We start from the raw sequence: 26,527 nt of genomic DNA on the forward strand, positions 1-26,527 counted from the left end.
ACCACCCACTCCTTATACTCCGCCGGATAGCCTTTCATCCTCCAACCGCTTCCGCCCTCCATTGTCCTTCATCGAAAGGCGGCGAGGCGACAACTATCCTGACATGGAGGGCTTGGACAGAAAGTAACTCGCCGGCTACGCCGGCGAAACGGCAGCGCATGCCAAGCACGACACACCAACCAACACCAAAGCCCCCCGCCGGCCATGCCGGCGAAACAGCAGCGTCTGTCAAGAACGACACAACAGCGGCGCATGCCACGAACGCCGAGCCAGCCATCCCCCCCAATCCCCCCAACCCAAATTATTCACTCCCAGCGCATTCTGACTTTCCACTCCGCTCCATTGTCTTTTCAGCCGACAACAGTAACCTGCTCCCATCCCCCCATCCACGCCGCGCAACGAACCGCGAGCGGCGCAACGAGCAGGCAAGGCCCCATGAAGGACAACCAGACGCCGCAAGGCATTGCGCTGATGATCGCGGCGGTAGCCTGCTTTGCCGCGCTCGATACGCTGACCAAGAGCGTGGGCGGCGCGGTCCCGGTGATCATGGCGCTCTGGGTCCGCTACCTCGCGCAGACGGCGCTGACCGGCGCGGTCCTGCTGCCGGCGCGCGGCCGGTACTTGCTGCATACGCGCCGGCCTGTGCTGCAATGCGCGCGGGCGGCGCTGATGCTGGTGTCGAGCCTGTGCGCATTCTTCAGCCTGCGGGTCCTGCCGGTGGGGGATTTCACGGCGGTGGCGATGCTGACGCCGCTGGCCATCACGCTGGCAGCGGCCGCGCTGATGGGCGAGCGGGTCTCGCCGGTGCGGTGGCTGTTCCTGTTGCTGGGGTTTGCCGGCGCCTTGATGGTGATACGGCCCGGTCCCGATTTCGAGCCGGCCATGCTGCTGCCGCTGGGCGTGGTGCTGTCCAACGCCGGTTACCAGTTGCTGACCGGCATGCTGACGCGTGCCGACGGCGTGGGCACCACGCACTTCTACACGGGTTGTGTTGCCACGCTGCTGCTCACGGCGGCGTTGCCCTTCTCATGGGTCTGGCACGTCAGCGCGATGCACTGGGCCATGCTCGCCGGCATGGCACTGGCCGGCTGTGCCGGCCATCTGTGCCTGGTGCTCGCCTATGCCCGCACGCCGGTGGGCATTCTGACGCCGTATCTCTATCTGCAGATCGCCTTCGCCATGCTCGGCGGCTGGATGGTGTTCGGCGCCGTGCCGGATGCCTGGTCATTGCTCGGCGTCGCCTTCATTGCCGCCAGCGGCGTGGGCGGAACCGCCGCGGCGGCACGCGAACGGGGGGCGCCCGCGGCGAACGCGCCCGCCTGACGCCCGACCGTCCGCCGGCCGGGCAGGCCGAAGCTACGCGGCCAGGGGTTGCAGGCCGAGCTTGGACCTGGCCTGCGCGGGGGTCGCCACGGCACGGCCGTACTGCTCGCAGAGTTGCGCGACGCGCTGCACCAGCTGCGCGTTGCTGCTGGCCAGCGTGTCCTTGTCCCAGCGGACGTTGTCTTCCAGGCCGGTCCGGCAATGGCCACCGAGTTCCAGCGTCCAGTGATTGACTTCCAGCTGGTGCCGTCCGATCCCGGCAGCCGTCCAGGTGGCGCCGGGCAGCACCTTTTGCAGTTGCTCGACTTCGAACGCCAGGACTTCGCGGCGCGCAGGCATCGCATTGCGGATGCCGAACACGAACTGCACGTGCGGCCGCGGCGACAGCAGCCCCTCCTTGACCAGGTCCGCCGTGCTGTACAGCATCGACAGGTCGAAGATCTCGATCTCCGGCTTGACCTGGAATTCGCGCATGCTGGCCGCCAGGGAGCGGATGAAGTCGGGCGGGTTCTCGTAGACGCTGGTCGGGAAATTGACGGACCCGGTCGCCAGCGACGCCATGTCCGGGCGCAAGTGCAGCATGGCACCGCGCTGGCTGGCTTCACGGCCACGCCCGCCCGTGGAGAACTGCACGATCATGCCCGGGCAATGCTTGCGGATGCCCTCCTGCAGGGCGGCGAAACTCTCGGGGTCGGAGCTGGAGTTCTCCTGCGCGTCACGGACGTGCAGGTGGACCAGCGAGGCGCCTGCCTCATAGCTGGCGTGGGTACTTTCGATCTGTTCGGCTACCGTGACCGGCACGGCGGCATTGTCTTTCTTGCGGGGTACGGAACCGGTAATCGCAACCGAGATGATGCAAGGGTCCAGCATTGGTGTCTCCTGTGGAAATGTGTGGGTAGTGGGAAAGAGGAGGGTACGAGGAGCAAAAGAGGATCAGCCGTGGCGCAGCTGCGCCTGCGCCGCCATGCGCACGGACGCATTGGCCGCGCCATAGCCGAGGTAGCCATCGCGCTGCACGAGCTCGAAGAAGAAGCGCTCGTGGAACGGCTCGGTATAGGTGTGCAGGAATTCACCGTGGCCGTCGCGGTCGTAGAGCAGCCCGAGGCGCTGCAGGCGCGCCAGCTGCGCATCGTCCAGCGCCAGCCGTGCGGCCAGGTCGTCAAAGTAGTTGTCAGGCACATGCAGCATGGCGGAATGGCCGCGGTCGATGCTTTCCAATGTGCGGGCAAGCTGTGCGGAGCGAAAGGCAATGTGGTGCACGCCCGAGCCCGCGTAAGCGGCGACGAACCGCCCCGTGCCGGTACGCCCGCTTTCCGAAACATTGAGCGGGATGCGCACGCGCTGGTCGGCGCTGACCATGGCGCGGCTCCTGACGAGGCCATAGGGGTCGGCAATCTCAAGGACGGCCTCGGCCTGCATGCCGAACACCGAGCGGTAGAACAGCACGAAGGTGTCGAGCCGGTGCGCGGGCAGGGCCTGGGCGATATGGTCGATGGCGCTCAGCCCGGCGCCGGCAACGTCTTCCTGCGGCAGCGGGCGCAGGTCGAAGTCGCTCTCGTAGATGCTGCGCCCGGCGTCGATGTCGTCGACCAGGTGGAACAGCATGCCGTCGGGCGAGCGCAGCGCGGGAATGACGCGCTCGTCGGGGCCGACCGGTTCGCGCCACTCCTTGCACAGCAGCGCGCGGGCACGCGCGGTGGCACGGCGGGCGTCGTCCACCTTGAGGCCGATCGCGCAGACGGACGGGCCGTGCAGCTGGAAGTGCTCGGCGGCCGCGCTGTCCTGCTCCGCGTTCAGGATCAGGTTGATGCCGCCCTGCCGGTACAGGTCGACCGCCTTGGAACGATGGCGCCCGGCATGCACGAACCCGAGCGAGGCCAGCCGCTGCGCCAGTTCGCGCCCGGCCACGTAGTCGACCGCGAACTCGATGAAATCCACGCCTTCGAAGACCGGCGGTGCCGGCAGCGCAAAGCCACCCGCCTCGGATTCGAGCCAGATCAGCGAACGCAACCCGTCCAGCGCGGTCTGGCGCGCGGGCGCGGCGCGAAACTCGTCATTGAAGATTTCCAGCGACAGCGGGCCGGCATAGCCGGCCTGCAGCACGTCGCGCGCGAAGTCGGCCACCGGCAGGTCGCCCTGGCCCGGGAAGTTGCGGTAGTGCCGGCTCCAGCCGAGCACGTCCATCGACATGCGCGGCGCATCGGCCAGCTGGACAAAGAAGATCTTGTCGGCGGGTACGGCGTCCAGGCCCTGCAGCGTGTCGCCCAGCGCCAGCGTGTGGAAGCTGTCCAGCACCAGGCCCAGCGCGGGATGGTCCGCACGCTGCACGAGGTCCCACGCCTGGCTCCAGCGACGCGTGTGCCGGCCCCACGCCAGCGCCTCGTAGCCGACGCGCAGCCCGCGCCGCGCGGCGGCTTCGGCCATCTGGCGCAGGTCGGCGGCGGCGCGCGCGGGATCGTCGATGGCGATGTCCTGCACATTGCTGCAGACCAGCACCGTGTCGGCGCCCAGCTGTTCCATCACGTCGAACTTGCGCTCGGCCCGCGCCATATTGCGTGCGAACAGTTCCGCCGGCATGGCTTCGAAGTCGCGCAGCGGCTGGTAGAGCATGATGCGCAGCCCGAGGTCGGCCGCCATGCGGCGCACTTCGGCGGGCGAGCCGTCGAAGTTCAGCAGGTCGTTCTCGAAGATCTCCACGCCGTCGAACCCGGCGGCTGCCGCGGCTTCGAGTTTTTCGGGGAGGGTGCCGGAGAGCGAGACGGTGGCGATCGACTTCGGAAGCGGGCTGGGACGGGAAGTTGCGGACATGATGCGAGGGAGGTCGGGACCGGTATGCAGCAAGCGTAGAAGCCCCGGGCCCGGCGAACAATCACGATTCGCGCGCAAACGAGCGATAATCGCGCCATCGCGCGCGCACGTCGTGCATTACTCGGGTTAACCATGGAAAAGCAAGCGATGAACCGGCGTGACTGGATCGCCGGCCTGGAGAAGGGCCTGGCGATCCTGGAGGCCTTCGACAACGATCATCCGCGGCTCACGCCCACGCAAGCGGCGCAACTGACCGGCCTGACGCGCACCGCGGCGCGGCGCTACCTGCTCACGCTGGAGCACCTGGGCTACACCACGAGCGACGGCACGCTGTTCAGCCTGACGCCGCGCGTGCTCAAGGTCGGCTGGTCCTACTTCGATTCCGCGCGGCTGCCGCGCCTGGTGCAGCCCTTCCTGCAGCAGATCACCGCCCAGCTGGGGGAAGCGGCCTACCTGAGCGTGCTCGACGGCTGGGAGCTGGTGTTCATTTCCCGCACCAGCACCAGCCGCGTGATGAGCACGGGCTTCGTACTCGGCGCGCGCGTGCCGGCGCCGCTGGCCTCGGCCGGCGTGATGATGCTGGCTGCGCAGCCCGAGGACACGGTGCGGGGTTGGCTGGACCAATGCGTGCTGACGCCCTACACGCCGTACACCATCCTCCGGCACGACCGCTTGCTGCAGGAAATCCGCAAGGCCGGCGCGCAGGGCTATGCCGTGGTGGAGCAGCAGCTGCAGATCGGCGTGCGCGGCGTGGCGGTGCCGCTGCGCGACCGGCACGGCAAGGTGATCGCGGCGCTGTCGGTCAATATGCAGATCGGCGAAGAGAGCGCGGAGGCGGCCTGTGCGCGCGTGCTGCAGGTGCTGCAGGACACCGCGCTGTCGATCATGCGCACGTTGTAGTGTGCCGGTTGCGGCGCCGGCCGCCCCCTACGCGTGCAGCGAACTCGCCAGCGCGAACGGGCCCTGCGACAGGCGGGCCTTCAGGAAGTCGATGCAGACGCGCATGCGCGCCGACGACGAGGCGCGCGCGCTGGTCACGGCCCAGACGTCCGCCGGCTGCTGCCAGGCCGGCAGCACCTGCACGAGCTCTCCCTCGCGGATGCTGTCGGCCACATCCCAGACCGACGCCATGATGATGCCGTAGCCCTCGTGCGCCCACTGGCGCGTGACATCGCTGTGGTTCGAGGCCATCGGGCCGGTCACCTTCACCATTTCCATGCCGGCGGGGCCGTGCAGCCGCCACACGCCAAAGGCCTGGTCGCGCTCGCGGTGGAGCAGGCAGTCATGCTGCGCGAGCTCGGCCAGATGGCGCGGCGTGCCGCGTCGCGCGAGGTAGGCCGGCGCCGCGCACAGCACGCGGCTGCCGCTGGCAATGCGGCTGGCAATCAGGTGCGGCTCCTCGACTTCGCCGATGCGGATGTCGAGGTCGAAGTTTTCGCCGATCAGGTCCACGCGCCGGTCGAGCAGTTCCAGCCAGACCTCCAGCCCCGGATGCTGTTGCCGCAGCAGCGCCAGCACGGGCGCGACGAAGCGCCGCCCGAGCCGCAGGCTGGTGGCAATGCGCAGCAGCCCGCGCGGCTCGCTCTCCGCCTTGCCCGCGCCGCCCACGGCTTCAAGCATGCCGTCGACGTCTTCCAGGATCTTGCGGGCCCACGCAAACGCGTTCTCGCCTTCCGCCGTCACGCTGACGCGCCGCGTGGTGCGGTGGAACAGCCGCGTGCCCAGCATGGCCTCCAGCATGGCGATGCGCTTGCTCACATGCGCGGGTGAAATGCCGGTCTCATGGGCCGCGGCAATGAAGCTGGAGCGGCGCGCCACCGTGCAGAACAGGCGCAGATCCCGCAGGAAGGGATCATTGTTCGCTGTCAGCGCATTCTGAGTTTCCATATTGCCGGATTGTTACGCGGAGGCTTAACGATAGGCTATCGGTGACGGCCGCGCCAGAGGTGCGGCCTTGCTATTCCAGGAGACGCAATGAAGACAGTACTGGTGCTCAACGGCCCCAACCTCAACCTGCTGGGCACGCGCGAGCCGGCGGTGTACGGCAGCGAAACGCTGGCCGACGTGGAGCGGATCTGCGAAGAAGCCGCCCAGTCCCACGGCCTGCGCGCCGAGTGCCGGCAGACCAGCTACGAAGGACAGCTGATCGACTGGATCCACGAGGCAGGCCAGGCCTGCGCGCGCGGCGAGATGGCCGGCGTGGTGCTTAACGCGGGGGCGCTGACGCATACCTCGATTGCGCTGCACGATGCCATCAAGGGGGCCGCGGTGCCGGTGATCGAGTATCACATCTCGAATGTGCATGCGCGCGAAGCGTTCCGGCATCAGTCGTGGATTTCGCCGGTGGCGAAGGCAGTGATGGCGGGGCTGGGAGTCAGAGGGTATGGGGTGGCGGTTGCGGCGCTGGCTTTGCTGGCCGGGGCCGATGGGTGATAGCAGGGCCCTCCGGGAGGCTGGCAGCGGACGGCTTCGATCGGTGCGCCTGCGTTGCCTGCCGGGGCTCGCGAAGGCTTCGTAGTTTCCCTAGCTGCCCCAGAATGTCAAACCGATGCCACGGATTGTCAAGACCTTCCACATTGTCGCCGGGTACTTTCTGCATTCGGACTGCAGCCATGCATACCCTGATGCCGGCCCTGGTCCGCAAGGAGACGATCAATGGAATTGAAGGACAAGGTAGCCATCATTACGGGTGCGGGGCAGGGTGGTGGCGAGGGCATCGCGCGCGTGCTGGCACGCGAGGGCGCCAAGATCGCCGTGGTGGACCTGAATCTCGATGCCGCCCGGCGCGTGGCATCCAGCATCGACCCCGACGGCAAGCGTGCCGTCGCCATCCGCGCCGATGTCAGCAAGAAGGCCGACACGGAAGCCATGGCTGCCCAGACGCTGGAGGCATTCGGCCGGATCGATATCCTGGTCAACAACGCCGGCGTGGGCGGGGCGTCCGCGCTGGTGTGCGACGTGACCGAGGAGAACTGGGACCGCGTGATGGGGGTGAACGCCAAAGGCATCCTCTTCTGCTGCCAGGCGGTCATCCCGGCGATGCAGGCGCAGGGCAAGGGGAAGATCGTCAATATCGACTCGATCGCCGGCATACGCATGGCGTATTTCAGCAGCGTGGACTACACGGCGTCAAAGCATGCGGTCACCGGGCTGACGCAGCATCTTGCGTGGGAACTGGCGGACCAGCGCATCAACGTGAATGCGGTATGTCCGGGCGGCATCCTGACGCCCGCGATCGAGGCTTACGCGTCCAGGGAGAAGCGTGACGCGCTGATCAGGCGGACGGTGCCGCTGGGCCGGTTCTGCAACCCCTCGGAGATCGGCGAGGCAGTATCTTTCCTCGCGAGCGAGCGGGCGGACATGATCACGGGCCAGATGCTGGCAGTCGATGGCGGCACGCTCACCGGATACGGCGAAGACCTGCGCGCGGTGCTGCGCCAGCGGCTTCAGGAAGAACCGCAGCAGTGATCCGCCCGCCCGTGCAGCCCCGGATGATCAGGGGGCAGCACGGGTTCCTCCGATTTCCTGCATTCCATCCGGCCGCTCGTGACATGAGCGCAAGCCGCGCGATCACACGGTTCCGTGTTCCCGCGCGCGCCTTATGACGCGCCGTATGACGCGCATCATGGCCTCGGTTGCTGACGGCGCCATGCCGATACGCTGCAGCCGAAGCGTGTGGAAAACCACCTTGAGAAGGCGCTGGGCGAAGAGAAGCCGAGCAGGCTGGCAACGTCCGACAGCGGCCGTTCGTTGTTGCCTACGTATTTCGATACGAGCTCGACCCGCACGCCATCGACCACCGACAGGTAGTTCTGCCCATAGCCGGCCAGATGGCGATGCATGGTCTTGCGGTCGATGCCAAGCTGGCGGGCGACCTGCTCGGCGCCGCAATCGCCCGTCGGCAACAGGGCGAAGACCAGCTTCCTGACCCTGTCGGGCATGGTGGAATTGGACTGCGCCAGCTTGATGTCGAGGAATTCGCGCGCATGGCGGGCCAGCGCCGTATCCTGGCCGGAACCCGCCACGTCGAGGTCCGCGGCGGCAAGCAGGAAGCCATCGAACTCCTGGCCGAACCGCACCGGCACACCGAACACGCGCCGGTGCGTCGCGGTGCTGGCCGGTGCGCCATGGCTGAAGCAGACGCTGCGCGGTTTCCATGTCGTGCCGAACAGCAACCTGAACAAGCGGAACCACAGGCAGATGATGAATTCCGTCGATTGCCGCATGGATCCCTGCACACTCACCAGCAGTTCCAGCCGGACGATCGCGGTGTCCCCGACTTCTTCGATGCGCAGGTCCAGCGCCTCGTTCAGCAAGTGCAGATAGCGCGCCATGGCGCCAAGCGCGTCGCGCAGGGTGGCGCCCTCGCGCATGACCACCCCGAGTGGTCCGAGACTGTTCAGCTGGCGGGCTTCGGCCACGCGCAAGCCGAGGTCCGCAACGCCGGCGAGCTGGGCCGACTCTTCCAGCAGTTGCATGACCGAGCGTGCCGGCACGCGGATATCAGGGTCTACCAGGGCCGATGGGCTGATCCCCACATGCCGCAACAGCCGGTGGGGGTCCAGGCCGACCTGGCGGGCCACGTCGACAAACTCCGACAGGTTCACTTGCTGCAAAGGTGTTTGCAATGGCGTCGACATAGGAGTTCCCCCACGGTGCCCCAAAATGTAAAGTCCCTGCCCCGCGATGTCAACGCGTCCTGCGCCGCTTCTTCAATACTTTGCATCGACCTTCATCCTCTGACGGAGTCGCCATGCAAGTCGAGCCACTTACCTGTTCCATTGGCGCCGAACTGGTCGGCGTCAGTCTTGCCGATGCCATCCACGATGACGGGCTGTTCGCCGCCATCTATCAGGCGCTGCTCAGGCACCGCGTGCTGTTCCTGCGCGGCCAGGACATCACGGCCGGCGAGCACGTGGCCTTTGCACGCCGCTTTGGCGAACTCGAAGATCACCCGGTGGCAGGCAGCGATCCCGAGTATCCGGGACTGGTCCGCATCTACAAGAGTCCGGACCAACCCACGCCGCGCTACGAGAACACCTGGCACACGGATGCCACCTGGCGTGAAGCGCCACCGCTCGCCGCCATCCTGCGTTGCCGCGAGTGCCCGCCTGTCGGCGGCGACACCATGTGGGCCAATATGGCGCTCGCGTACGAGAACCTGCCGCAGCACGTCAAGGACGAAATCGCCGACCTGCGCGCACGCCACAGCATCGAGGCGAGTTTCGGCGCAGCCATGCCGATCGAAAAACGCCTGGCCCTGAAGGCCCAGTTTCCGGACGCGGAGCATCCGGTCGTCAGGACCCATCCCGAGACCAGCGAGAAGGTGCTGTTCGTCAATGCCTTCACCACCCACTTCACGAACTTCCACACGCCGGCGCGCGTGCGCTTCGGACAGGATTACAGCCTGGGAGCGTCCGGGCTGCTGCGCTACCTGATCGCCCAGGCCCACATTCCCGAATACCAGGTGCGCTGGCGCTGGAGCAAGGACAGCGTGGCGATCTGGGACAACCGTTCGACCCAGCACTATGCAGTCATGGATTACCCGCCATGCCATCGCAAGATGGACCGGGCCACGGTGATCGGCGACCGTCCGTTCTGAGCAACAGGCGTGGCGCGGTTTGCGCCGTCCACGACCTCTTGCACCTATCCATTGCAACGCAAAGCGAGTACGACAATGAGTCAAATCGATCCAGAACTGCTCAAGGGCAAGGTAGCCGTCATCACAGGCGCGGGCCGGGGTATCGGGCGCACCATTGCGCTGGCCTACGCCCGCGCCGGAGCCGCGGTGGTGTGCAGCGCCCGCAGCGAGGCCGACATCGTGCAGACGGCCGCGCTGATCCGCGAAGCCGGTGGCCAGGCGATCGCCCATGCCGCGGACGTGGCTGACTACGCAACGGTGAAGGCGCTGTTCCAGCGCGCCAGCGACGAGTTCGGCGGCGTCGATATCGTGGTGGCCAATGCCGGTGTCGCGCTCGAGCAGCGCAGGATCGCGGACGGGGACCCCGAACTCTGGCGCAAGATCATCGATATCAATCTGACCGGTGCCTACCACACGGCCCATGCCGCCATTGGCCACCTGCGCCAGCGCGGAGCGGGCAAGATCATCATGGTGGGTTCCGGCCAGCGCATGCGTCCCAATGCGGGCTTCTCGGCCTATTCGTGCTCCAAGGCCGGGCTGTGGATGCTTGTGCAGTCGCTGGCGACGGAGCTGCAGGAAGACAATATCAGCGTCAACGAGCTGATCCCGGGGCCCGTCAGGACGGACATGACGCGTGATGTCGCGGCGCCGCCGGGCGAGTGGTTCAAGCAGCCCGCCGACGTCGTGCCGCTCGCCCTGTTCCTGGCCAGCATGCCCGACTTCGGCCCGAGCGCGCAGAGCTATAGCCTGATGCGCCGCGCCTGAATCCGGGCAGGGCCGGAATACCGCTGTACTGAAACGGCCCCGGGCATTGCCCGGGGCTGCCTGCGTCAGGGCTGGATATTGAAGGTCTTGACGATGCCGGCGTTGCGCTCGTACTCGCCGCGCAGGCCCTGACCCAGTTGCGAAAGGGGCTCGGGCGGCGTCGACTCGAAGCCAAGCGAGGCAATGCGCTCCTGCATCCGTGGTGTCGCGGCGGCCTTGTAGACCGCCGCCTGGATCTTCTGGGCCAGCTCATCCGGCACCTTGGCGGATACGAAGACCCCGACCCAGTTGCTGAACTGAATGTCCGGATAGCCCGCCTCGGCGAAGGTCGGGACCTGCGGCAACAGAGGTGACCGCTCCTTCGAGGCCACGGCATAGGCCTGCAGCTTGCCGGCCTTGATCATCGGCAGCGACGTCACCATGCCGTCGTACATGACGGCGATCTGTCCGCCCATGACTTGCGTCAGCGCGGGCGGAGAGCCCGCGAACGGCACATGCTGCAGATCCATGCCGGCCTTCTGGTTCATGATCATGCCGGCATAGTGGGCGGCGGTGCCCGCACTGTAGGAAGCAAAGCTCAGGCTGCCCGGATGCGCTTTCACATAGCTGATCAGGTGTGGCAGATCCCTGGCCGGCAGATTCGCCGACCCGACCATCACCAGGGCCGTCCTGGCCACGGCGGCCACCGGCTTGACATCCCGCATCGGATCATAGGGGACCTTCATCACATGCGGGATCTCCGTGAGCACATTGGTGGTGGAGACCAGGATGGTCTGGCCATCGGCAGGCGCCGACAGCATCGCACTGATGGCGATGCCGCCCCCGGCACCGGGCTTGTTGTCGACCACGACCGGCTGCCCGAGCTCTGCCGTGAGCTGTTCCGAAAGCAGGCGGGCCAGCACGTCGATGGTCCCGCCGGCAGGGGCCGGCACCAGCACCCGGACGGGCTTGCTGGTCCAGGCCATGGCGGCGGGCATGGCTAGTGCCAGGATAGCGGCAACGGCGATACCGCGGGCGCGAGAGCGGGCTGGGCGGGCTGGGCGGAACGGCATGTCTGTCTCCCCATTTGGGTTTCTTTGGATGCGTAGAGCCCGCGCCAGCGACCTTGGCAGGATGGCACGGGACCGAAGCGCGATCCCCCGAAGGGCTCAGGCGCCGCGGTCGCGCATCCGTGCCCTGCGGAGAACTCCGCTCCGGTGCCAAAGGTATGGCCCAATGGACCGGACACATTAACAAACTGGGGCAAATTTTTGACTTTTCGGGGCGTTAGGGAAAAGCATGATGCCTGTCTCTCCACTTCCTTGCCCGCGCGGGCAGCGCGCCCGCTGCCTCGTCAGAATTTGTGCCGCACGCCTGCCACCACGCCCAGCCGCGTGCCGTTTCCGTAGGTGTTGCCACTGTTGTTGAACGCCGGCGCACTGTTCAGCGCAATCCATGCCCCCTGCAGATGGGTGTAATCCACCTCCAGATAGACATCCGTCCGCTTGCTGAAGCTGTAGTCCAGCATGCCCGCCGTCGTGAGCCGCTTGCCGCTCTGTCCGGCATGGCGCAGCCAGTCGTACTGGAACGTGCCGATGAACGCGAGCGCATCTGTCAGGGTGTAGCGGGTGCCGACATAGCCGACATTGTTGCGATAGTCGGCCACATCCAGCCGGTTGTTGGTGTAGCCCAGGTAATACTGCGCGCGCGCAGCCTTCCAGGTGCCACCGAGACCCCAGACCGTCTGCTTGCTGGCCTGCGCCACGGGCACGGCGCCGAAGAATGCGCTGCTGACATTCTGGGTTTGCTGGTAGACGGTGCCGACTTCCAGCGGCCCGTTGCTGTAGACGAGCGCGCCCGCGGCCGCCGAGCTGTTCTTGATGCTGCCCGGAACTTCGCCGAACGTATAGGCCGCCGAGGCCTGCACCGGGCCGAAGGACTTGATGTACTTGATGGTGTTGTCGTAGCGCAGCCCCGTGTAGTTGCCGCCCTGGTAGCCGACGATCGAGTTGTTGGCGAAGGCCATGGATTCGTACGACGAGAGCACTTCGTGTGCCAGCGTGTACTGGCGTCCGAGCGCGAGCTTGCCATAGTCGCCGTCGAGCCCGATCACCGCGGTGCGGCCGAACAGCCTGCCGCCCTGCTGGCTGGTGCCGGTGTCCGGCGAGAAGCCCGATTCGAGGATGTACCAGGCCTTGTTGCCGCCGCCCAGCTCTTCGGTGCCGCGCAGGCCCCAGCGGCTGCCGGTCAGCACGCCGTCGGTCATCTGCGTGCGGGAATGGCCCGCGGCGTCTTCATTGGTGCTGTAGCGGATGGTGGTGTCGATCAGGCCGTAGAGCGTGATGCCGCTGTTCGTCTGGGCGGCCGCGGGCAGGCTGCCCGCGCCGAGTGCGAGCAGCGCATAGAGGGATTTGCGCATTTGGAGATGGATTCCTGCTGGTGGCGCTGGCTGGGGTGGCCGGTCCGTGGGTTGTGCGGTGGCTGGAGGAAGGCTGGCGTTCAGACGGTCGGCACCTTGCGTGGCGCCAGGAAGAACAGCCAGGTCAGCGCGATGAAGTAGGCGCAGGGAATCATGGTGAAGAGCACCGCGTAGTTGTTGTGCGTGGCGGTGAGCACATAGCCGACCAGCTGGGTCATGAACATGCCACCGATCGCGCCGATCATCCCGCCGAAGCCGAACACCGAGCTGACCACATGCTTGGGCGTGTAGTCCATCACGAGGCTCCAGATATTCGCGGTCCAGGCCTGGTGCGCGCCGATGGCGACCGAGATGGCGGCCACGGCCATCCACAGGCTGCTGGCGCCGGCGGCCAGGACGATGGAGGTGATGCACAGCGCGAAGGCCAGCATGGACACCAGCCGTGCCCGCACGGCCGGCATGCCGTGGCTGATGAGCCAGGACGAGAGCGCGCCGCCGCCCACGCTGCCGATATCGGCGCACAGGTAGATGACGATCAGCGGAATGCCCATCTGCGTCACGCTGATGCCGAGCTGGTACTGCTGGTTCAGGAACGGCGGCAGCCAGTACAGGTAGAACCAGAACACCGGGGCGGTGATGGCATAGGCCAGCGCGAAGGCCCAGGTGCCGCGCATGCGCAGGATCTGCGAATACGGGATGCGCTGCGGCGCCGGTTCGACATCGCGGCTGACGTGCGCCAGTTCCGCCTGGCTGACCGTCGGATGCTCGTCGGGGTTGTAGTACTTGATCAGCCAGAACACCAGCCAGATCGCACCGAGCGCGCCCACGATCAGGAACGCTGCCTGCCAGCCCCAGACCTGCAGGATCAGCGGCAGCATGATCGGCGTGAGCATGGCGCCGACATTGGTGCCGGCGTTGAAGATGCCGGTTGCCACTGCGCGCTCGCTGGCGGGGAACCAGATGCGCGTGGTCTTGACGCAGGCCGGGTAGTTGGCGGCTTCGGTCAGGCCAAGGAAGAAGCGGCAGACCATGAAGCCAACGGCCGAAGCCGCGAGCGCATGCGCGCCGCAGGCGAGGCTCCACAGCAGCACGGCCAGCGCGAAGGCGCGCTTGACGCCGACCATGTCGATGAAGCGCCCCTGCAGGGCGAAGCCGATCGCATAGCCGACCTGGAACCAGAAGTTGATGTTGGCGTAGTCCTGCGCGGTCCAGGCCATGGCCTTGGCCAGCACCGGCTGCAGGACGCCGAGCGCGGCGCGGTCGATGTAGTTCAGCGTGGTCGCGAAGAACACCAGCGCCAGCATGCCCCAGCGCACCTTGCCGAGCGCGAACCCGGCGCGGATCTTGTCGGCCAGCGAGTGGCCGGGCACGGCGGGGGCCGTGATCTCCTTGTTGATCATGGTCATTTGTCTGTCTCCACCCATGGATGAATTGTGTTTTCCGGTATGCCTGGAACTCATTGGGGGCGGCATCCGGTCTTGGTTCGTGGGGGCGCCGGGGCGAGGGCCCTGGGCCCAGGGCCCAGGGCGTCTCCCCGTGCTGTCTCTCAGTATTTAAGGCGAGCTACGGCGCGCAGTGCGTCCGGCGTGGCGGTGCCGTAGCCGAAGAACTCCAGGTAGGCGGGAATCATCTCGAACAGCATGTCGGTGCCGACCTGGACCTTGCAGCCGCGCGCCATGGCGGCTTCGAGGAACGGGGTGTATTCGGACTTCATCACCACTTCGCCGACCATGGCGCCCGGGTCGATGCGGGCGACGTCGAAGGGCAGGGCGTCGCCCGGGTTCATGCCGAGCGGCGTGGCGTTGACCACCACGTCGCAACCGGCCGGGTCGGCCGAGCCCGTGGTCACGCGCAGGGCCGGGTAGTGCGCCAGCAGGCGGTCGCGCAAGGCGAGCGAGGACGCTTCGCGCGTATCGAACAGCGCCAGTTCCGCCACGCCGGCCGCGGCCAGCGAAGCGGCGATCGCGCTGCCCACGCCGCCGCTGCCCGAGACGATGGCGCGCGCGCCTTCGAGCCGGCAGCCCTTGCGCTGGATGCCGCGCACGAAGCCCGCGCCGTCGAACTGGTCGCCCACCAGCGTGCCGTCGTCGCGCCGCAGCACGGCGTTGCAGGCGCCGGCGATGCGGGCGGTGGGCGTGAGTTCATCCACCAGTTCCACGGTGGTGACCTTGTGCGGCATGGTGACCAGCGCGCCGCGGATATTGCTCAGGCGGAACAGCGAGCGGAAGAACACGGGGTAGTCGTCGGGCTTCACGCCCATGGGCATTACCACGGCGTCGATGCCCTGCCGCTCGAACCAGGGGTTGTAGATCATGGGCGCCTTGAACGACTCGGTGGGAAAGCCAAGGTGCGCGATGAGGGTGGTCTTGCCGTTGATCATGTTGTTCCTGGGGGCGGTAGGAAGCCGGGGCCGGCGCGGATGCGTGGTCCGGACCTGGCGGCGATGTCTCGATGACCGGAGAGTAGTGGCCGATCGGCCGCGGGCCAAGCGACGTAATCCGCATAACGCGCGATTAACGTACGCAGTGGGGCGATCAGGAAACGCAGTGCGGGTTTTTACGGAGGTAGTCGAGTCCAGTGGTCGCTGCGGCAGGCGTCGGCGGCATTGCTATGATCGGACCACGTTGCCGCGGGGTCTGCCGCACTGGCCCCGCACCCCTCACAGGAGCCCCGATATGAGCGCCGCTGAAGCCTGGGACAACCCGCTGGGCATCCAGGGTTACGAATTCATCGAGTTCGCCTCGCCGGATGCGGCGGCACTGGGCCGGACCTTCGAGCGTTTCGGCTTTGCCGCCATTGCCGAACACCGCCACAAGGCGGTCAGGCTGTACCGCCAGGGCGAGATGAACTTCATCGTGGATGCGGAGCCGGATTCCTTTGCCACGCGCTATGCCGCCGAGTTCGGCCTGTCGATCTGCGCGGTCGGCATCCGCGTGAGCGATGCCGCCGTGGCCTTCGAGCGCGCGCTGGAGGCCGGCGCGTGGCCGTTCGAAGGCGGCACGGTCGGACCGATGGAGCTGAATATTCCCGCCATCCAGGGCATCGGCCAGTCCGTCATCTATTTCATCGACCGCTGGCGCGGCAAGGAAGGGCGCCCGGGCGATGTCGGCGACATCTCGATCTATGACGTGGATTTCCGCCCCTTGCCGCAGGGCAATCGCCCGCCGGCCGCCGGCCTCGCCCGGGTCGATCATCTGACGCAGGCGGTGGAGCCCGGCCATCTCGAGGAATGGAGCGACTTCTACCGCAAGGTGCTCGGCTTTCGCGAGATCCACGAAGTCCATCCCGACTGGCAGGTGGCAAGCGATGCCTGCGTGCTGCTTTCTCCTTGCGGGCAGATCCGGATTCCGCTGTACGAGAAAGGCACGCCGCGCCATGACCGCATGCGCCAGTACCTGTCCGACCCGCTTGGCGAAGGCATCCAGCACATCGCGCTGGCCACGGACGACCTGGCCGCAAGCGCCCAGGCCCTCGCGGCCAATGGCGTGCAGTTCGTGCAGCCGCCGGCGGCCTACTACGGCACGCTCGATGCGCGCCTGCCGGGCCACGGACTCGACCCTGCCACGCTGCAGCGCTACGGCATCCTGGTGGATGGCGAGATGCGCGCGGACGGCAGGCAGGACCGCTTCCTCCAGGCTTTCGTCAAGCGCGAGGCAGGGGAGTTCTTCTTCGAGATCGTCCAGCGGGACGGGCACCATGGCTTCGGCGAGGGAAACCTGTCGGTGCTGGAATCGGTGGCGGCGAGCTGAGGCGGAAAGCCCCGGTGCCGGTTGCCGGGCTCGCGCTTGCGCGAAGGGCTGACTGAGCCTTGTGCGGCGCTTCCTGGATGGCGATCGCTTTGAGCGGAGCCTAGCGCATCCTAGGCGATACGTCATGGCATGGAAAATGACATCTCGCGCTATTTCCATGAAATTTACGCATGTATCGAGTGCGTTGCGGATAGCCCTCAGCTAAAGATTGCGCGGCTTCATCAATCCCCTGCGCCAGCCAGCGACGCGCGGGAGAATCGCGCAAGTTTTGCGCCGAACATTTCCTCGTCCTGGCGTAATTCACCTCGACCGGCTCCGCTCCCGACAGCCGCATGCGACGGGTTAACCCGGATTCTTGCCTCCAATCTCCCGCACCTAAGATCGGTTCCTATAGAGAACGAAGGTTCGCTATAAGAACAAATGGCGGATTTGCCGGATCGGCGGTCCTTGCCGATTTCCAAAGTCAAACGGAGACAACCGTGCCCCAGTCCAACCCCGCGAAGGGCGGCGTCATTGACGTCCAGGCCCTGATCGACGAGCGGCCGTTCACCGGCTACCAGTGGCTGATCCTGATCCTGTGCTTCCTGATCGTTGCGGTCGACGGCTTTGATACGGCCGCGATCGGCTATATCGCACCCGCGCTGGTGCAGGACTGGGGCATCCAGAAATCCGAGCTGGGTCCGGTCATGAGCGCCGCGCTGTTCGGCCTGGCCTTCGGCGCCATCTTCGCCGGCCCGCTGGCCGACCGCGTCGGCCGCAAGCGCGTGCTGGTGCTTTCCGTCTTCTTTTTCGGCGTGTGCAGCCTGGCCACGGCCTTTGCGCCGAGCCTGGGCTGGCTGACGACACTGCGCTTCCTGACCGGCCTGGGCCTGGGCGCCGCCATGCCGAACGCGGTGACGCTGACTTCCGAATTCGCGCCGCAGCGCCGCCGTGCGGTGCTCGTGAACACGATGTTCTGCGGCTTTCCGCTCGGCTCGGCGGTGGGCGGCTTCGTCGCGGCGGCCATGATCCCGCACTATGGCTGGCACAGCGTGCTGCTGCTGGGCGGCGTGCTGCCGGTCGTGCTGGCCGTGCTGCTGGTGTTCCTGCTGCCGGAATCGGTGCGCTACATGGTGCTGCGCAACTACCCGGTCGAACAGATCGGCAAGGTGTTGCAGCGGGTGACCGGTGCCGGAGCGGCGGCGGCAAGCTATGTCATTGGCGAGCAGGCCCCCGCCACCCGGTCCGCCATTGGCACCGTGCTGTCGCCGGGCTACCGCCTGGGCTCGGCCATGATGTGGGCCACGTACTTCATGGGCCTGGTCATCTTCTATCTGCTGACCAGCTGGATGCCCACGCTGATGAAGGACGCGGGCTTCTCGATCCAGCGCGCCTCGTTCCTGACCGCACTGTTCCCGCTCGGCGGAGGCATCGGCACCATTGCCGCGGGCTGGTTCATGGACCGCTTCAACCCGAACAAGGTGATCGCCCTGACCTATGCGGTCACCGGCGCGCTGATCTACGCCGTCGGGCAGGGTACCGGCAGCCAGGTCATGCTGGGCGTGCTGATCTTCCTGGCGGGCACGGCGATGAACGGCGCCCAGTCCTCCATGCCTTCCCTGGCGGCGGCCTTCTACCCGACGCAGGGCCGTGCCACCGGCGTGGCATGGATGCTCGGCATCGGCCGCTTCGGCGGCATCACCGGCGCGCTGCTCGGCGCCGAACTGCTGCGCCTGCAGCTTGGCTTCGACATGATCTTCACGCTGCTGGCCGTGCCTGCCTTCCTGGCCGCGATTGCGCTGATGGTGAAGCACTTCGGCGGCAGCCCCGCGCCGGCAGGCGAACCGGGCGCCCGGCCCGTGGCCGCTCACTGAGCCTGGTTGCGCCGCGGAGCATCGGGATGCGCCGCGGCCCGGATGCAGTCGGCCAGCGCCTCGGCCATCGGCGTCAGGGTGCGGTCCTTGTGCCGCAGCAGGCCGACGGGCTCCTCGGTGCCGAGGGTATCGATGGGCAGTGCCACCAGTCCGCCCGCATCCATGGCGCGGCGCGTGGCCGACATCGGCGCGGCCCAGACGCAGTCGCTCTGTTCGGCCAGCAGGCGCCCGAGATAGGCGTCGGAAGTCTCCACGCAGCCATCCGGCAGGCGCAGGCCGTGGCGGGCCAGCAGGCTTTCGGTGTTGTGGCGCGGAATCGAGCCCGTGGCGGCAATCACCAGCGGCCACGCCAGGCAATCGAGCAGCGTGGGGCGCGTGGTTCTTGCCAGCGCATGGCCGGGACGCACCGCCAGCACCAGCGAATCGGGCCCCAGCGACTCGAACCACAGGCTTTCCATGGCGACCGGATCATCCATGCGGCCGATCACCAGGTCGAGCACGTCGGCCTTCAGCTGGTCGATCAGGTTGCGGTTCATGCCGGTCCGCACGTCCAGGCCGACCTCGGGATACGTGGCGCGAAAGCGCAGCACGGCATCGGTCAGCACGGCGGGCACCACGCTCGGCAGCGCGCCGAGGCGGATCCGTTCATGCGTCAGCGCGGTCTCGCCTGTCACGCTGCCGGCCGCGGCGTCGATATCGGCCAGGATGCGCAGCGCATGCTGCAGGAAGCGGGTGCCAGCCGTGGTCAGCTCGGTGCCGGCGCGCTGCCGCACCAGCAGCCGCGTGCCGGCCAGTTCCTCCAGTTCGCTCAGGGTCTTGGAAACGGCCGGCTGGGTCAGGCCGAGGCGATCCGCCGCGCGCCCCAGGTGCTGGGTTTGCGACACCGCCACGAAGCAATAGAGATGCCGCAGCCGCACGCGATTGCGAAAGACATCCTGCGCAGCCTGCTCTTGCCGTTCCATATCGAAAATTCATCGTAATCGGTCAATAACTCAATTTACATGACTTTGGGTGTGTCATAAAGTCATTCCACCCCTACAACACGGAGACGCAGCATGCCCCGCCTCGCCCAGTACCGTCGCCCCTATTGGGACACCCAGCCCGAATACCGTTTCGACCCCTATGCCTCCACCGTGCTGCGCTCGCCGGCGCAGCCGCTGGTGCGGATTCCGCAGTCGCTGTCCGAAGTCACCGGCCCCACCTTCGGCGCCGAGTTCGTGCGCGCCGGCGACAATGACCTGACCGTCGGCAACGGCGGCGAGCCGCTCGGCGAGCGCATCCTGGTCACGGGCCGCGTACTGGACGAGAACGGCCGCCCGGTGCCGAACGCGCTGATCGAGGTCTGGCAGGCCAACGCCGCCGGCCGCTACGTGCACAAGCGCGACCAGCACGACGCGCCGCTCGACCCGCACTTTTCCGGCGAAGGCCGCATGGTGACCGACGCCAACGGCCGCTACCAGTTCAAGACCATCAAGCCGGGTGCCTACCCCTGGCGCAACCACCACAACGCCTGGCGGCCGCAGCATATCCACTTCTCGCTGTTCGGCAACGCCTACGCGACCCGCCTGGTCACGCAGATGTACTTCCCCGGCGACCCGCTGCTGCCGTACGACCCGATCTACAACTGCGTGCCCGACGAGAAGGCGCGCGAGCGCCTGATCGCCACCTTTGACTGGGAGACCACGCAGCCGGAATACGCGCTGGGCTACCGTTTCGATATCGTGCTGCGTGGCCGCGATGCCACGCCGATGGAGTAAAAGCATGCTGTACGCCACCGCTTCGCAGACTGTCGGCCCCTACCTGCATATCGGCCTGACCGGCCTGAACTGCGCCGACCTCACCGCTGACGCGCCGGAACTGGCCGGCCAGCGCATCATCATCGAAGGCCGCGTCACCGACGGCACCGGCGCGCCCGTGCCCGACGGCATGGTCGAGATCTGGCAGGCCAACCCGGCCGGCCGCTACCGCCATGCCGAGGACACGCGCGAGCTGCCGCTGGTCGCCGGCTTCACCGGCTTCGGCCGCGTGCCGACCGCCGAGGATGGCTCCTTCCGCTTCGTCACCGTGAAGCCGGGCGTGGTGCCGGGTGCGGACGGCAAGCCGCAGGCGCCGCACATCATGGTCTCGGTGTTCATGCGCGGCCTGGTCAAGCATGTGGCCACGCGCATCTACTTCCCGGACGAGGCTGCGGCCAATGCCGCCGACGGCGTGCTGGCACTGGTGCCGGCGGAACGGCGCGGTACGCTCGTTGCCAAGGCGCAAGGCAACGGTACGCTGCGCTGGGATGTGGTGCTGCAAGGCCCGGCCGAGACGGTGTTCTTCGACATCTGACGTTGCGCGCATAATCGTGCCGTCGCCAACGTCGTGACGGCACACCCACACCGCCCCCCATGCCAAGCTCGTCCCGTCTTACCGATCCCATGTTCGGCAGCCCGGCCGTGCTGGAGATCTTTTCCGACACCGGCACCGTGCGCTGCATGCTCGCCGTCGAAGCCGCGCTGGCCCGCGCCGAGTCGCGCTGCGGCGTCATTCCCGTGGCCGCGGCGACGGTCATCTCCGAAGTCTGCGCGGAGGTCCCGGTCATCGATCCCGATGCGCTCGCGCAGGCCGCTGTCGCTGCGGGCAACCTCGCCATTCCCTTTGTCAGGCAGCTCACCGCGGCCGTGGCGGCGCGCGATGCCGAGGCCGCGCGCTTCGTCCACTGGGGCGCCACCAGCCAGGACATCATCGACACCGCACTCGTGCTGCAACTTGGCGAGGCGATGCCGCACTTGCAGGCCGACCTGCTCGCGCTGGGCAATGCCTGCGCCGGGCTGGCCACGTCGCATCGCGACACGCCGATGGTCGGCCGCACCTGGCTGCAGCATGCCTTGCCCACCACGTTCGGCCTGAAGGCCGCGGGCTGGCTCGATGCGCTGCGCCGCGACCTGCGCCGCGTCGATGCCGCAGGCGTTCATGCCAGCGCGCTGCAGTTCGGCGGCGCGGCCGGCACGCTCGCGAGCCTGGGCCAGTCCGCGCCGGCGGTGGCCCGCGCGCTCGCCGGCGAACTGAAACTCGAATTGCCCGCGCTGCCGTGGCACGCGCATCGCGACCGGCTGGTCGAGGTGGCCGCCGCGCTCGGCATGCTCACCGGCACGCTCGGCAAGATGGCGCGGGATATCTCGCTGCTGATGCAGACCGAGGTCGCCGAAGTGGCCGAGCCCTCCGGCCCCGGCCGTGGCGGTTCCAGCACCATGCCGCACAAGCGCAATCCGGTTGGCTGCGCCGCCGTGCTGACCGCGGCCGTGCGCGTGCCCGCGCTGGTGGCGACGATGCTGTCAGGCATGGTGCAGGAACACGAGCGCGCGCTGGGCGGCTGGCAGGCGGAGTGGGATACGCTGCCACAGATCGTCACGCTTGCCGCCGGCGCGCTGCGCCAGATGGGCGAAGTGGTGTCGGGCCTGCAAGTGGACGCCGCGCGCATGCGCGCCAATCTCGACATGACGCATGGCCTGATCCTCGGCGAAGCGGCCATGCTTGAACTTGGCAGCCGCATCGGCCGGCTCGAAGCCCACCACGTGGTGGAGCACGCGTCGCGTTTCGCGGTGGCGCAAGGCACCACGCTGCGTGAAGCCCTGGCACGGACGCTCGGCGAGAATCCCGCCCATGCAGGCCTGCTCGACGATGACACCCTCGACCGCCTCGCCGACCCGGCCAACTACGCCGGCCAGTCCGCGGCCTTCGCGGATGCCGCCGTGCAGGCCTGGCACGCGGCGCTCGCGCGGCGCCACGCCGGCTGACCGGCACAACCCCGTACAGGATTCCAGGAGACCGCTATGCCCTATCTCGACCACGCCGGCGCCCGGCTCTTCTATACCGTGGATGGCCCGGACAATGCGCCGGCCATCGTCTTCTCCAATTCGCTCGGCACGGACTACACGATGTGGCAGCCGCAGGCCGATGCGCTGGCCGGACGCTTCCGCGTGGTGCGCTATGACACGCGCGGCCACGGACGTTCGAGCGCGCCGGGCGATGCCTTCACCATGGACCAGCTCGGCGGCGACGTAGTCGCCATCCTGGACGCGCTGGGCATCGCCCAGGCCGCGTTCTGCGGCGTGTCGATGGGCGGCCTGACCGGCATGTGGCTGGGCGTGCATGCGCCGGAGCGCTTCCCGAAGATCGTGCTCGCCAACACCGCGGCGAAGATCGGCAATGCCGAGGGCTGGAACACGCGCATCGACAGCGTGCTGCGCGACGGCATGGGCATCATGGTGGAACCGTCGATCGAGCGCTGGTTCACGCCGGAGTTTGCCGCCGCCGCCAGTCGCGCGCTGGATCCGCTGCGCGCCGTGCTGGCCGCGCTCGATCCGCGCGGCTACGCCGCCAACTGCGCCGCGGTGCGCGATGCCGATTTCCGCGAGGCCGTGCGTACGATCCGCGTGCCGGTGCTGGTGATCGCGGGCACCCACGACCCGTCCACCACCGCGCAGGAGGGCCGCGACCTGGCCGCGGCGATTCCCGATGCGCACTTCGTTGCACTGCCGGCCGCGCATATCTCCAACGTCGAGCAGCCGGGCCGCTTCACCGCCGCGCTGCTCGATTTCATCGTGGGCCGTCTGCCGGTCACCGACGATCACGCCCGCTACGAAGCCGGCCTGGCGGTGCGTCGCAGCGTGCTCGGGAGCGCCCACGTGGACCGCTCGCTCGCGCACCTCACGCCGCTGAACGAGGAGTTCCAGAACCTGATCACGCGCTACGCGTGGGGCGAGATCTGGACCCGCGAAGGCCTGCCGCGGCACACGCGCAGCCTGCTGACCATCGCCATGATGGTGGCGCTGAACCGGTCGGAAGAGCTGAAGCTGCACCTGCGCGCCGCGGCCAACAACGGCGTGACGCGCGACGAGATCAAGGAAGTGCTGCTGCAGACGGCCATCTACTGCGGCGTGCCGGCCGCCAACTCGGCATTCCACATGGCCGAGGAAGTCTTTGCGGCCATCGACGAGGCCAACCGCCGGCCGCAGGCCTGAGCTGTCCTATCGCGTCGCGAACGCCGGCAGCCGGGCGCGCCCCGACTGCCGGAACACGGTCGGCGTCTGCCCGACCTGCTTCGCGAAGAAGCGCGAGAAGTAGGCCGCATCGGCAAAGCCCAGCGACAGCGCGATGTGCTTGACCTCCAGGTCGCTGAACAGCAGGTCGCGCTGCGCCTGCGCCAGCACCCTGGCATGGATCATCTGCAGCGCCGACTGGCCCGCCATCTGCCTGCAGACGCGGTTGAGCTGCGTGGCCGTGATGCCGATGTCGGCGGCATAGCCGCCAATCTCCCTTTGTTCGCGGTAACCGGACTCCAGCAACTGCTGGAACTGCTGGAAATGCCGCGCAGGCCGGCTGTTGCTGCGCGCCGCGGCCGGCGCCGAGGCATCGGCCAGCCGCGCAATGCCGATCAGCACCACGCTCAGCAGCGCTGACAGCGCGGCGCCGCGCCATGCGGACACGCTCTCCATCTCGCCCCGGAACAGCACCAGCGCGTCGGCCAGGGCATCGTCGCGCCGCACGCGGTCGTGGCGCGGACGCTCGAACAGCGCCAGGGTATCCGGCACGCCGGCCAGCAACGTGCGCAGGTGGCTGTCCGTCATGGTCACGACGATGCCGTCGGTATCGGGCCGGAACACGAAGCCATGAATGTGCTGCGGCGGCACCATGACCAGCGAGCCACTGCGCAGCGCTTCACGCCGCTCCTCCAGCAAGGCTTCGCCGCCGCCGGCATGGACGTACAGAATTTGCAGGAACCTCTCGTGCCGGTGCGGCTGGATCTCCCAGCCATGCAGCTTGCTGCGCTGCGCGATCGATTCGAAATGCAGCTGATCCAGCAGCGGCTCCGACGAACTGGTGCCGTACAGCGAATAGGTGGGAACGGGCTTCACGACGGGTCCGTGTTTACCAGCAATGTTCGGATTGTCCTGTTCTTGGTTCGGTCTGTCCATTCCGGAAAGCCCGCCCGGCCGCTATCTTTCCTCCCATCAGAACAACGCATACGGAGACAAGCCATGCGCACCCAGGTTGCCATCATCGGCGCCGGCCCCGCCGGTCTTCTGCTCGGCCAGTTACTCGCGCGCTCGGGCATCGACAACATCATCGTGGAACAACGCAGTCCGGACTACGTGCTGGGCCGCATCCGCGCCGGCATCCTCGAAAGCGTGACCGTCGACGCGCTCGAGCGCGCGGGCGTCGCCGCGCGGCTGCATGACGAAGGCCTGCCGCACGATGGCATCGAACTGTCGTTCAACGGCGAGCGCCATCGCATCGACCTGCACGCGCTGACCGGGCGCAGGGTGACGGTGTACGGCCAGACCGAAGTCACGCGCGACCTGATGGCCGCGCGCCAGGCAGAGGGTACGACGACGATCTATGAGGCCTCCGACGTCAGCCTGCACGGCTTCGACGGCACGCGGCCGCTCGTGCGCTATCGCAAGGACGGCGCCACGCACGAGATCGAGTGCGACTACATCGCGGGCTGCGACGGCTTCCACGGCGTCAGCCGGCAGAGCGTGCCGGTCGCGTCGACGAGGTTGTTCGAACGCGTCTATCCGTTTGGCTGGCTTGGCATCCTGTCGGATACGCCGCCGGTTGCCGACGAACTGATCTACGCCGGCCACGAGCGGGGCTTCGCGCTGTGCAGCATGCGTTCGAAGGCCCGCAGCCGCTACTACGTGCAGGTGCCGTCGACAGAGCGCGCCGAAGACTGGTCCGACGCGCGCTTCTGGGATGAACTGCGCAGCCGGCTGGACCCGCAAGCCGCGCAGTCGCTGGTGACGGGCCCGTCGATCGAGAAGAGCATCGCGCCGCTGCGCAGCTTCGTGTGCGAGCCGCTGCGCTTCGGCCGCCTGTTCCTGGCCGGTGACGCCGCGCATATCGTGCCGCCGACCGGGGCCAAGGGCCTGAACCTGGCCGCGAGCGACGTGCTGTACCTGGCCGACGCCCTGGCCGCGCGCTACCAGCAGGACGATCCGCGCGAACTCGACGGCTATTCGGAGAAGTGCCTGCGCCGCATCTGGAAGGCCGAACGCTTCTCGTGGTGGATGACATCGCTGCTGCACCGGTTTCCCGATGCCGACGCATTCTCGTCGCGCATCCAGCAGGCCGAGCTCGATTTCCTGGTCAGCTCGGAGGCAGCGCGCAAGGCGCTGGCCGAGAACTACGTCGGGTTGCCGTACTAAGAACCCATTTCAGAATGAGGTTCTGAGGCGGCATCGGGCAACGGCGAGAGCGCGGGCGCGTCGGACAGCACCGCGCCGATCATGATTACCGCCGGGCTGGTCAGTCCGGCATCGAGCGCTTCGCCAAGCGTGGCGAGCGTGCCGGTCCAGCACTGCTGCCCGTTGCCTCCGGCATGCATCACCACGGCCGCAGGCATGTCAGGGCGCATCTCCGCCGCCAGCAGCGCATCGCGGATTGCCAAAAGCCGGCTCATGCCCATGTAGATCACCAGCGTGGTGCCGCTGCCGGCCAGTGCGCGCCAGTCAGGGCTGCCATGGTCGCTCGTATGCGCGGTGACGAAGCTCACGCCGTGGCAATGCGCGCGGTGCGTCAGTGCCACGCCAAGCGCCTGCGCGGCCGCCTGTCCGCTGCTGATGCCGTTGACGACCTCGACCGGCACGCCATGCGCGCGCAGGAACGCCGACTCTTCGCCGCCGCGCCCGAACAGCAGCGGATCGCCGCCCTTGATGCGCGCCACTTCCTTGCCTGCCAGCGCATGCATCAGCGTGAGTTGCTGGATGCGTTCCTGGGTGACCGAGCAGCGCCCGCCGCGCTTGCCGACCCATTCGACATGCGTGCCGGGACTTGCATGGCAGGCCATTTCCGGCGACACCAGGTCGTCCACCAGCCAGACCTGCGCCTGCGCAAGCACGCGCGCCGCGCGCACGGTGACCAGGTCCGGGCTGCCGGGGCCGACGCCGACCAGCCATACCTTGCCGGGTTTGAGGGGGAGGTTCATCACGAGTCCTTTCTTTGC

The 26,527-nt window shown here is 67.5% G+C and carries 24 protein-coding genes; 13 read left to right on the plus strand and 11 right to left on the minus strand.

Translation table 11 applies throughout. The features are described from left to right. The first annotated feature begins 435 nt into the window (after positions 1–435). The gene (locus tag KHO22_RS31160; RefSeq protein ID WP_211951046.1) at positions 436–1,323 is read left to right on the plus strand and encodes a DMT family transporter; all 888 of its coding nucleotides are present in this window, start codon (positions 436–438) and stop codon (positions 1,321–1,323) included. Positions 1,324–1,356: 33 nt separating this feature from the next. Here the strand turns inward: KHO22_RS31160 and KHO22_RS31165 are convergent, their stop codons facing one another. After that, positions 1,357–2,193 (minus strand): 3-oxoadipate:acetyl-CoA acetyltransferase, encoded by an 837-nt coding sequence (locus KHO22_RS31165; RefSeq protein ID WP_211951047.1) that lies wholly within the window; start codon positions 2,191–2,193, stop codon positions 1,357–1,359. 63 nt (positions 2,194–2,256) lie between these two features. After that, positions 2,257–4,131: a bifunctional sugar phosphate isomerase/epimerase/4-hydroxyphenylpyruvate dioxygenase family protein gene (locus KHO22_RS31170; RefSeq protein ID WP_211951048.1), complete on the minus strand. Its 1,875-nt coding sequence runs from the start codon at positions 4,129–4,131 to the stop codon at positions 2,257–2,259. 132 nt (positions 4,132–4,263) lie between these two features. Between KHO22_RS31170 and KHO22_RS31175 the strand changes: the two genes are divergently transcribed. After that, a complete protein-coding gene (locus KHO22_RS31175) occupies positions 4,264–5,031 on the plus strand; it encodes an IclR family transcriptional regulator domain-containing protein (RefSeq protein ID WP_211951049.1) in 768 nt (255 codons plus the stop codon). Between the two features lie 27 nt (positions 5,032–5,058). Here the strand turns inward: KHO22_RS31175 and KHO22_RS31180 are convergent, their stop codons facing one another. Further along, on the minus strand, positions 5,059–6,018 hold the full coding sequence (locus KHO22_RS31180; RefSeq protein WP_211951050.1) for a LysR family transcriptional regulator: 960 nt from the start codon (positions 6,016–6,018) through the stop codon (positions 5,059–5,061). A gap of 87 nt (positions 6,019–6,105) precedes the next feature. On the opposite strand from KHO22_RS31180, the gene aroQ reads away from it, so the two are divergent. Continuing rightward, on the plus strand, positions 6,106–6,564 hold the full coding sequence (gene aroQ / locus KHO22_RS31185) for a type II 3-dehydroquinate dehydratase (RefSeq protein WP_211951051.1): 459 nt from the start codon (positions 6,106–6,108) through the stop codon (positions 6,562–6,564). 222 nt (positions 6,565–6,786) lie between these two features. Continuing rightward, on the plus strand, positions 6,787–7,599 hold the full coding sequence (locus KHO22_RS31190) for an SDR family NAD(P)-dependent oxidoreductase (RefSeq protein WP_211951052.1): 813 nt from the start codon (positions 6,787–6,789) through the stop codon (positions 7,597–7,599). A 155-nt stretch (positions 7,600–7,754) separates the two neighbouring features. Here KHO22_RS31190 and KHO22_RS31195 read toward each other — a convergent pair whose 3' ends face one another. Next, a complete protein-coding gene (locus KHO22_RS31195; protein WP_211951078.1) occupies positions 7,755–8,759 on the minus strand; it encodes an AraC family transcriptional regulator in 1,005 nt (334 codons plus the stop codon). Between the two features lie 125 nt (positions 8,760–8,884). On the opposite strand from KHO22_RS31195, the gene KHO22_RS31200 reads away from it, so the two are divergent. Both KHO22_RS31200 and KHO22_RS31205 read left to right on the plus strand, forming a co-directional pair. Then, on the plus strand, positions 8,885–9,733 hold the full coding sequence (locus KHO22_RS31200) for a TauD/TfdA dioxygenase family protein (RefSeq protein WP_211951053.1): 849 nt from the start codon (positions 8,885–8,887) through the stop codon (positions 9,731–9,733). Positions 9,734–9,808: 75 nt separating this feature from the next. Continuing rightward, entirely contained in the window at positions 9,809–10,537 is a 729-nt protein-coding gene (locus KHO22_RS31205; RefSeq protein WP_211951054.1) for an SDR family NAD(P)-dependent oxidoreductase, read from the plus strand. Positions 10,538–10,602: 65 nt separating this feature from the next. On the opposite strand, the gene KHO22_RS31210 is transcribed toward KHO22_RS31205, so the two are convergent. From KHO22_RS31210 to KHO22_RS31225, 4 genes are all read right to left on the minus strand, one after another. After that, positions 10,603–11,589, minus strand: a complete 987-nt coding sequence (locus tag KHO22_RS31210; RefSeq protein WP_211951055.1) for a tripartite tricarboxylate transporter substrate binding protein — start codon at positions 11,587–11,589, stop codon at positions 10,603–10,605. A gap of 281 nt (positions 11,590–11,870) precedes the next feature. Then, entirely contained in the window at positions 11,871–12,935 is a 1,065-nt protein-coding gene (locus KHO22_RS31215) for a porin (RefSeq protein ID WP_211951056.1), read from the minus strand. An 80-nt stretch (positions 12,936–13,015) separates the two neighbouring features. Next, the gene (locus tag KHO22_RS31220) at positions 13,016–14,341 is read right to left on the minus strand and encodes an MFS transporter (protein WP_211951057.1); all 1,326 of its coding nucleotides are present in this window, start codon (positions 14,339–14,341) and stop codon (positions 13,016–13,018) included. A gap of 140 nt (positions 14,342–14,481) precedes the next feature. Next, entirely contained in the window at positions 14,482–15,315 is an 834-nt protein-coding gene (locus tag KHO22_RS31225; RefSeq protein WP_211951058.1) for a shikimate dehydrogenase family protein, read from the minus strand. A 295-nt stretch (positions 15,316–15,610) separates the two neighbouring features. Here KHO22_RS31225 and KHO22_RS31230 point away from each other — a divergent pair, with 295 nt between their 5' ends. Both KHO22_RS31230 and KHO22_RS31235 read left to right on the plus strand, forming a co-directional pair. Then, entirely contained in the window at positions 15,611–16,684 is a 1,074-nt protein-coding gene (locus tag KHO22_RS31230; protein WP_211951059.1) for a 4-hydroxyphenylpyruvate dioxygenase family protein, read from the plus strand. Between the two features lie 479 nt (positions 16,685–17,163). Continuing rightward, positions 17,164–18,537 carry an MFS transporter gene (locus tag KHO22_RS31235; RefSeq protein WP_211951060.1) on the plus strand — a complete coding sequence of 458 codons (1,374 nt, stop codon included), beginning with the start codon at positions 17,164–17,166 and terminating at the stop codon, positions 18,535–18,537. Here KHO22_RS31235 and KHO22_RS31240 read toward each other — a convergent pair. Continuing rightward, positions 18,531–19,499 (minus strand): LysR substrate-binding domain-containing protein, encoded by a 969-nt coding sequence (locus KHO22_RS31240; RefSeq protein WP_211951061.1) that lies wholly within the window; start codon positions 19,497–19,499, stop codon positions 18,531–18,533. The two genes, KHO22_RS31235 and KHO22_RS31240, sit on opposite strands and share 7 nt — an antisense overlap. A 93-nt stretch (positions 19,500–19,592) precedes the next feature. Here KHO22_RS31240 and pcaH point away from each other — a divergent pair, with 93 nt between their 5' ends. The 4 genes from pcaH to pcaDC are packed head-to-tail and all read left to right on the plus strand — an operon-like array spanning position 19,593 to position 23,543. After that, positions 19,593–20,294, plus strand: a complete 702-nt coding sequence (gene pcaH, locus KHO22_RS31245; RefSeq protein ID WP_211951062.1) for a protocatechuate 3,4-dioxygenase subunit beta — start codon at positions 19,593–19,595, stop codon at positions 20,292–20,294. 4 nt (positions 20,295–20,298) lie between these two features. Continuing rightward, the gene (pcaG, locus tag KHO22_RS31250; protein WP_211951063.1) at positions 20,299–20,868 is read left to right on the plus strand and encodes a protocatechuate 3,4-dioxygenase subunit alpha; all 570 of its coding nucleotides are present in this window, start codon (positions 20,299–20,301) and stop codon (positions 20,866–20,868) included. 59 nt (positions 20,869–20,927) lie between these two features. Continuing rightward, positions 20,928–22,316: a 3-carboxy-cis,cis-muconate cycloisomerase gene (locus tag KHO22_RS31255; protein WP_211951064.1), complete on the plus strand. Its 1,389-nt coding sequence runs from the start codon at positions 20,928–20,930 to the stop codon at positions 22,314–22,316. Positions 22,317–22,352: 36 nt separating this feature from the next. Further along, the gene (gene pcaDC, locus KHO22_RS31260) at positions 22,353–23,543 is read left to right on the plus strand and encodes a bifunctional 3-oxoadipate enol-lactonase/4-carboxymuconolactone decarboxylase PcaDC (RefSeq protein ID WP_211951065.1); all 1,191 of its coding nucleotides are present in this window, start codon (positions 22,353–22,355) and stop codon (positions 23,541–23,543) included. 6 nt (positions 23,544–23,549) lie between these two features. On the opposite strand, the gene KHO22_RS31265 is transcribed toward pcaDC, so the two are convergent. Continuing rightward, positions 23,550–24,437, minus strand: a complete 888-nt coding sequence (locus KHO22_RS31265) for a helix-turn-helix domain-containing protein (protein WP_211951066.1) — start codon at positions 24,435–24,437, stop codon at positions 23,550–23,552. 123 nt (positions 24,438–24,560) lie between these two features. Here KHO22_RS31265 and pobA point away from each other — a divergent pair, with 123 nt between their 5' ends. Further along, on the plus strand, positions 24,561–25,730 hold the full coding sequence (gene pobA / locus KHO22_RS31270; protein ID WP_211951067.1) for a 4-hydroxybenzoate 3-monooxygenase: 1,170 nt from the start codon (positions 24,561–24,563) through the stop codon (positions 25,728–25,730). Here the strand turns inward: pobA and cobA are convergent. Beyond that, complete coding sequence (gene cobA, locus KHO22_RS31275) at positions 25,727–26,509, minus strand: uroporphyrinogen-III C-methyltransferase (RefSeq protein ID WP_211951068.1); 783 nt, start codon at positions 26,507–26,509, stop codon at positions 25,727–25,729. The two genes, pobA and cobA, sit on opposite strands and share 4 nt — an antisense overlap. Between the last annotated feature and the right edge of the window lie 18 nt (positions 26,510–26,527).

Source organism: Cupriavidus yeoncheonensis (genome assembly GCF_905397275.1).
Classification (GTDB): Bacteria; Pseudomonadota; Gammaproteobacteria; order Burkholderiales; family Burkholderiaceae; genus Cupriavidus; species Cupriavidus yeoncheonensis.

Bases quoted from the DNA above. Each gene is read 5' to 3' on its own strand.
- KHO22_RS31160 (WP_211951046.1), top strand. From the start codon at position 436: ATGAAGGACAACCAGACGCCGCAAGGCATTGCGCTGATGATCGCGGCG.
- KHO22_RS31165 (WP_211951047.1), bottom strand. From the start codon at position 2,193: ATGCTGGACCCTTGCATCATCTCGGTTGCGATTACCGGTTCCGTACCC.
- KHO22_RS31170 (WP_211951048.1), bottom strand. From the start codon at position 4,131: ATGTCCGCAACTTCCCGTCCCAGCCCGCTTCCGAAGTCGATCGCCACC.
- KHO22_RS31175 (WP_211951049.1), top strand. From the start codon at position 4,264: ATGGAAAAGCAAGCGATGAACCGGCGTGACTGGATCGCCGGCCTGGAG.
- KHO22_RS31180 (WP_211951050.1), bottom strand. From the start codon at position 6,018: ATGGAAACTCAGAATGCGCTGACAGCGAACAATGATCCCTTCCTGCGG.
- aroQ (WP_211951051.1), top strand. From the start codon at position 6,106: ATGAAGACAGTACTGGTGCTCAACGGCCCCAACCTCAACCTGCTGGGC.
- KHO22_RS31190 (WP_211951052.1), top strand. From the start codon at position 6,787: ATGGAATTGAAGGACAAGGTAGCCATCATTACGGGTGCGGGGCAGGGT.
- KHO22_RS31200 (WP_211951053.1), top strand. From the start codon at position 8,885: ATGCAAGTCGAGCCACTTACCTGTTCCATTGGCGCCGAACTGGTCGGC.
- KHO22_RS31205 (WP_211951054.1), top strand. From the start codon at position 9,809: ATGAGTCAAATCGATCCAGAACTGCTCAAGGGCAAGGTAGCCGTCATC.
- KHO22_RS31210 (WP_211951055.1), bottom strand. From the start codon at position 11,589: ATGCCGTTCCGCCCAGCCCGCCCAGCCCGCTCTCGCGCCCGCGGTATC.
- KHO22_RS31215 (WP_211951056.1), bottom strand. From the start codon at position 12,935: ATGCGCAAATCCCTCTATGCGCTGCTCGCACTCGGCGCGGGCAGCCTG.
- KHO22_RS31220 (WP_211951057.1), bottom strand. From the start codon at position 14,341: ATGACCATGATCAACAAGGAGATCACGGCCCCCGCCGTGCCCGGCCAC.
- KHO22_RS31225 (WP_211951058.1), bottom strand. From the start codon at position 15,315: ATGATCAACGGCAAGACCACCCTCATCGCGCACCTTGGCTTTCCCACC.
- KHO22_RS31230 (WP_211951059.1), top strand. From the start codon at position 15,611: ATGAGCGCCGCTGAAGCCTGGGACAACCCGCTGGGCATCCAGGGTTAC.
- KHO22_RS31240 (WP_211951061.1), bottom strand. From the start codon at position 19,499: ATGGAACGGCAAGAGCAGGCTGCGCAGGATGTCTTTCGCAATCGCGTG.
- pcaH (WP_211951062.1), top strand. From the start codon at position 19,593: ATGCCCCGCCTCGCCCAGTACCGTCGCCCCTATTGGGACACCCAGCCC.
- pcaG (WP_211951063.1), top strand. From the start codon at position 20,299: ATGCTGTACGCCACCGCTTCGCAGACTGTCGGCCCCTACCTGCATATC.
- KHO22_RS31255 (WP_211951064.1), top strand. From the start codon at position 20,928: ATGCCAAGCTCGTCCCGTCTTACCGATCCCATGTTCGGCAGCCCGGCC.
- pcaDC (WP_211951065.1), top strand. From the start codon at position 22,353: ATGCCCTATCTCGACCACGCCGGCGCCCGGCTCTTCTATACCGTGGAT.
- pobA (WP_211951067.1), top strand. From the start codon at position 24,561: ATGCGCACCCAGGTTGCCATCATCGGCGCCGGCCCCGCCGGTCTTCTG.
- cobA (WP_211951068.1), bottom strand. From the start codon at position 26,509: ATGAACCTCCCCCTCAAACCCGGCAAGGTATGGCTGGTCGGCGTCGGC.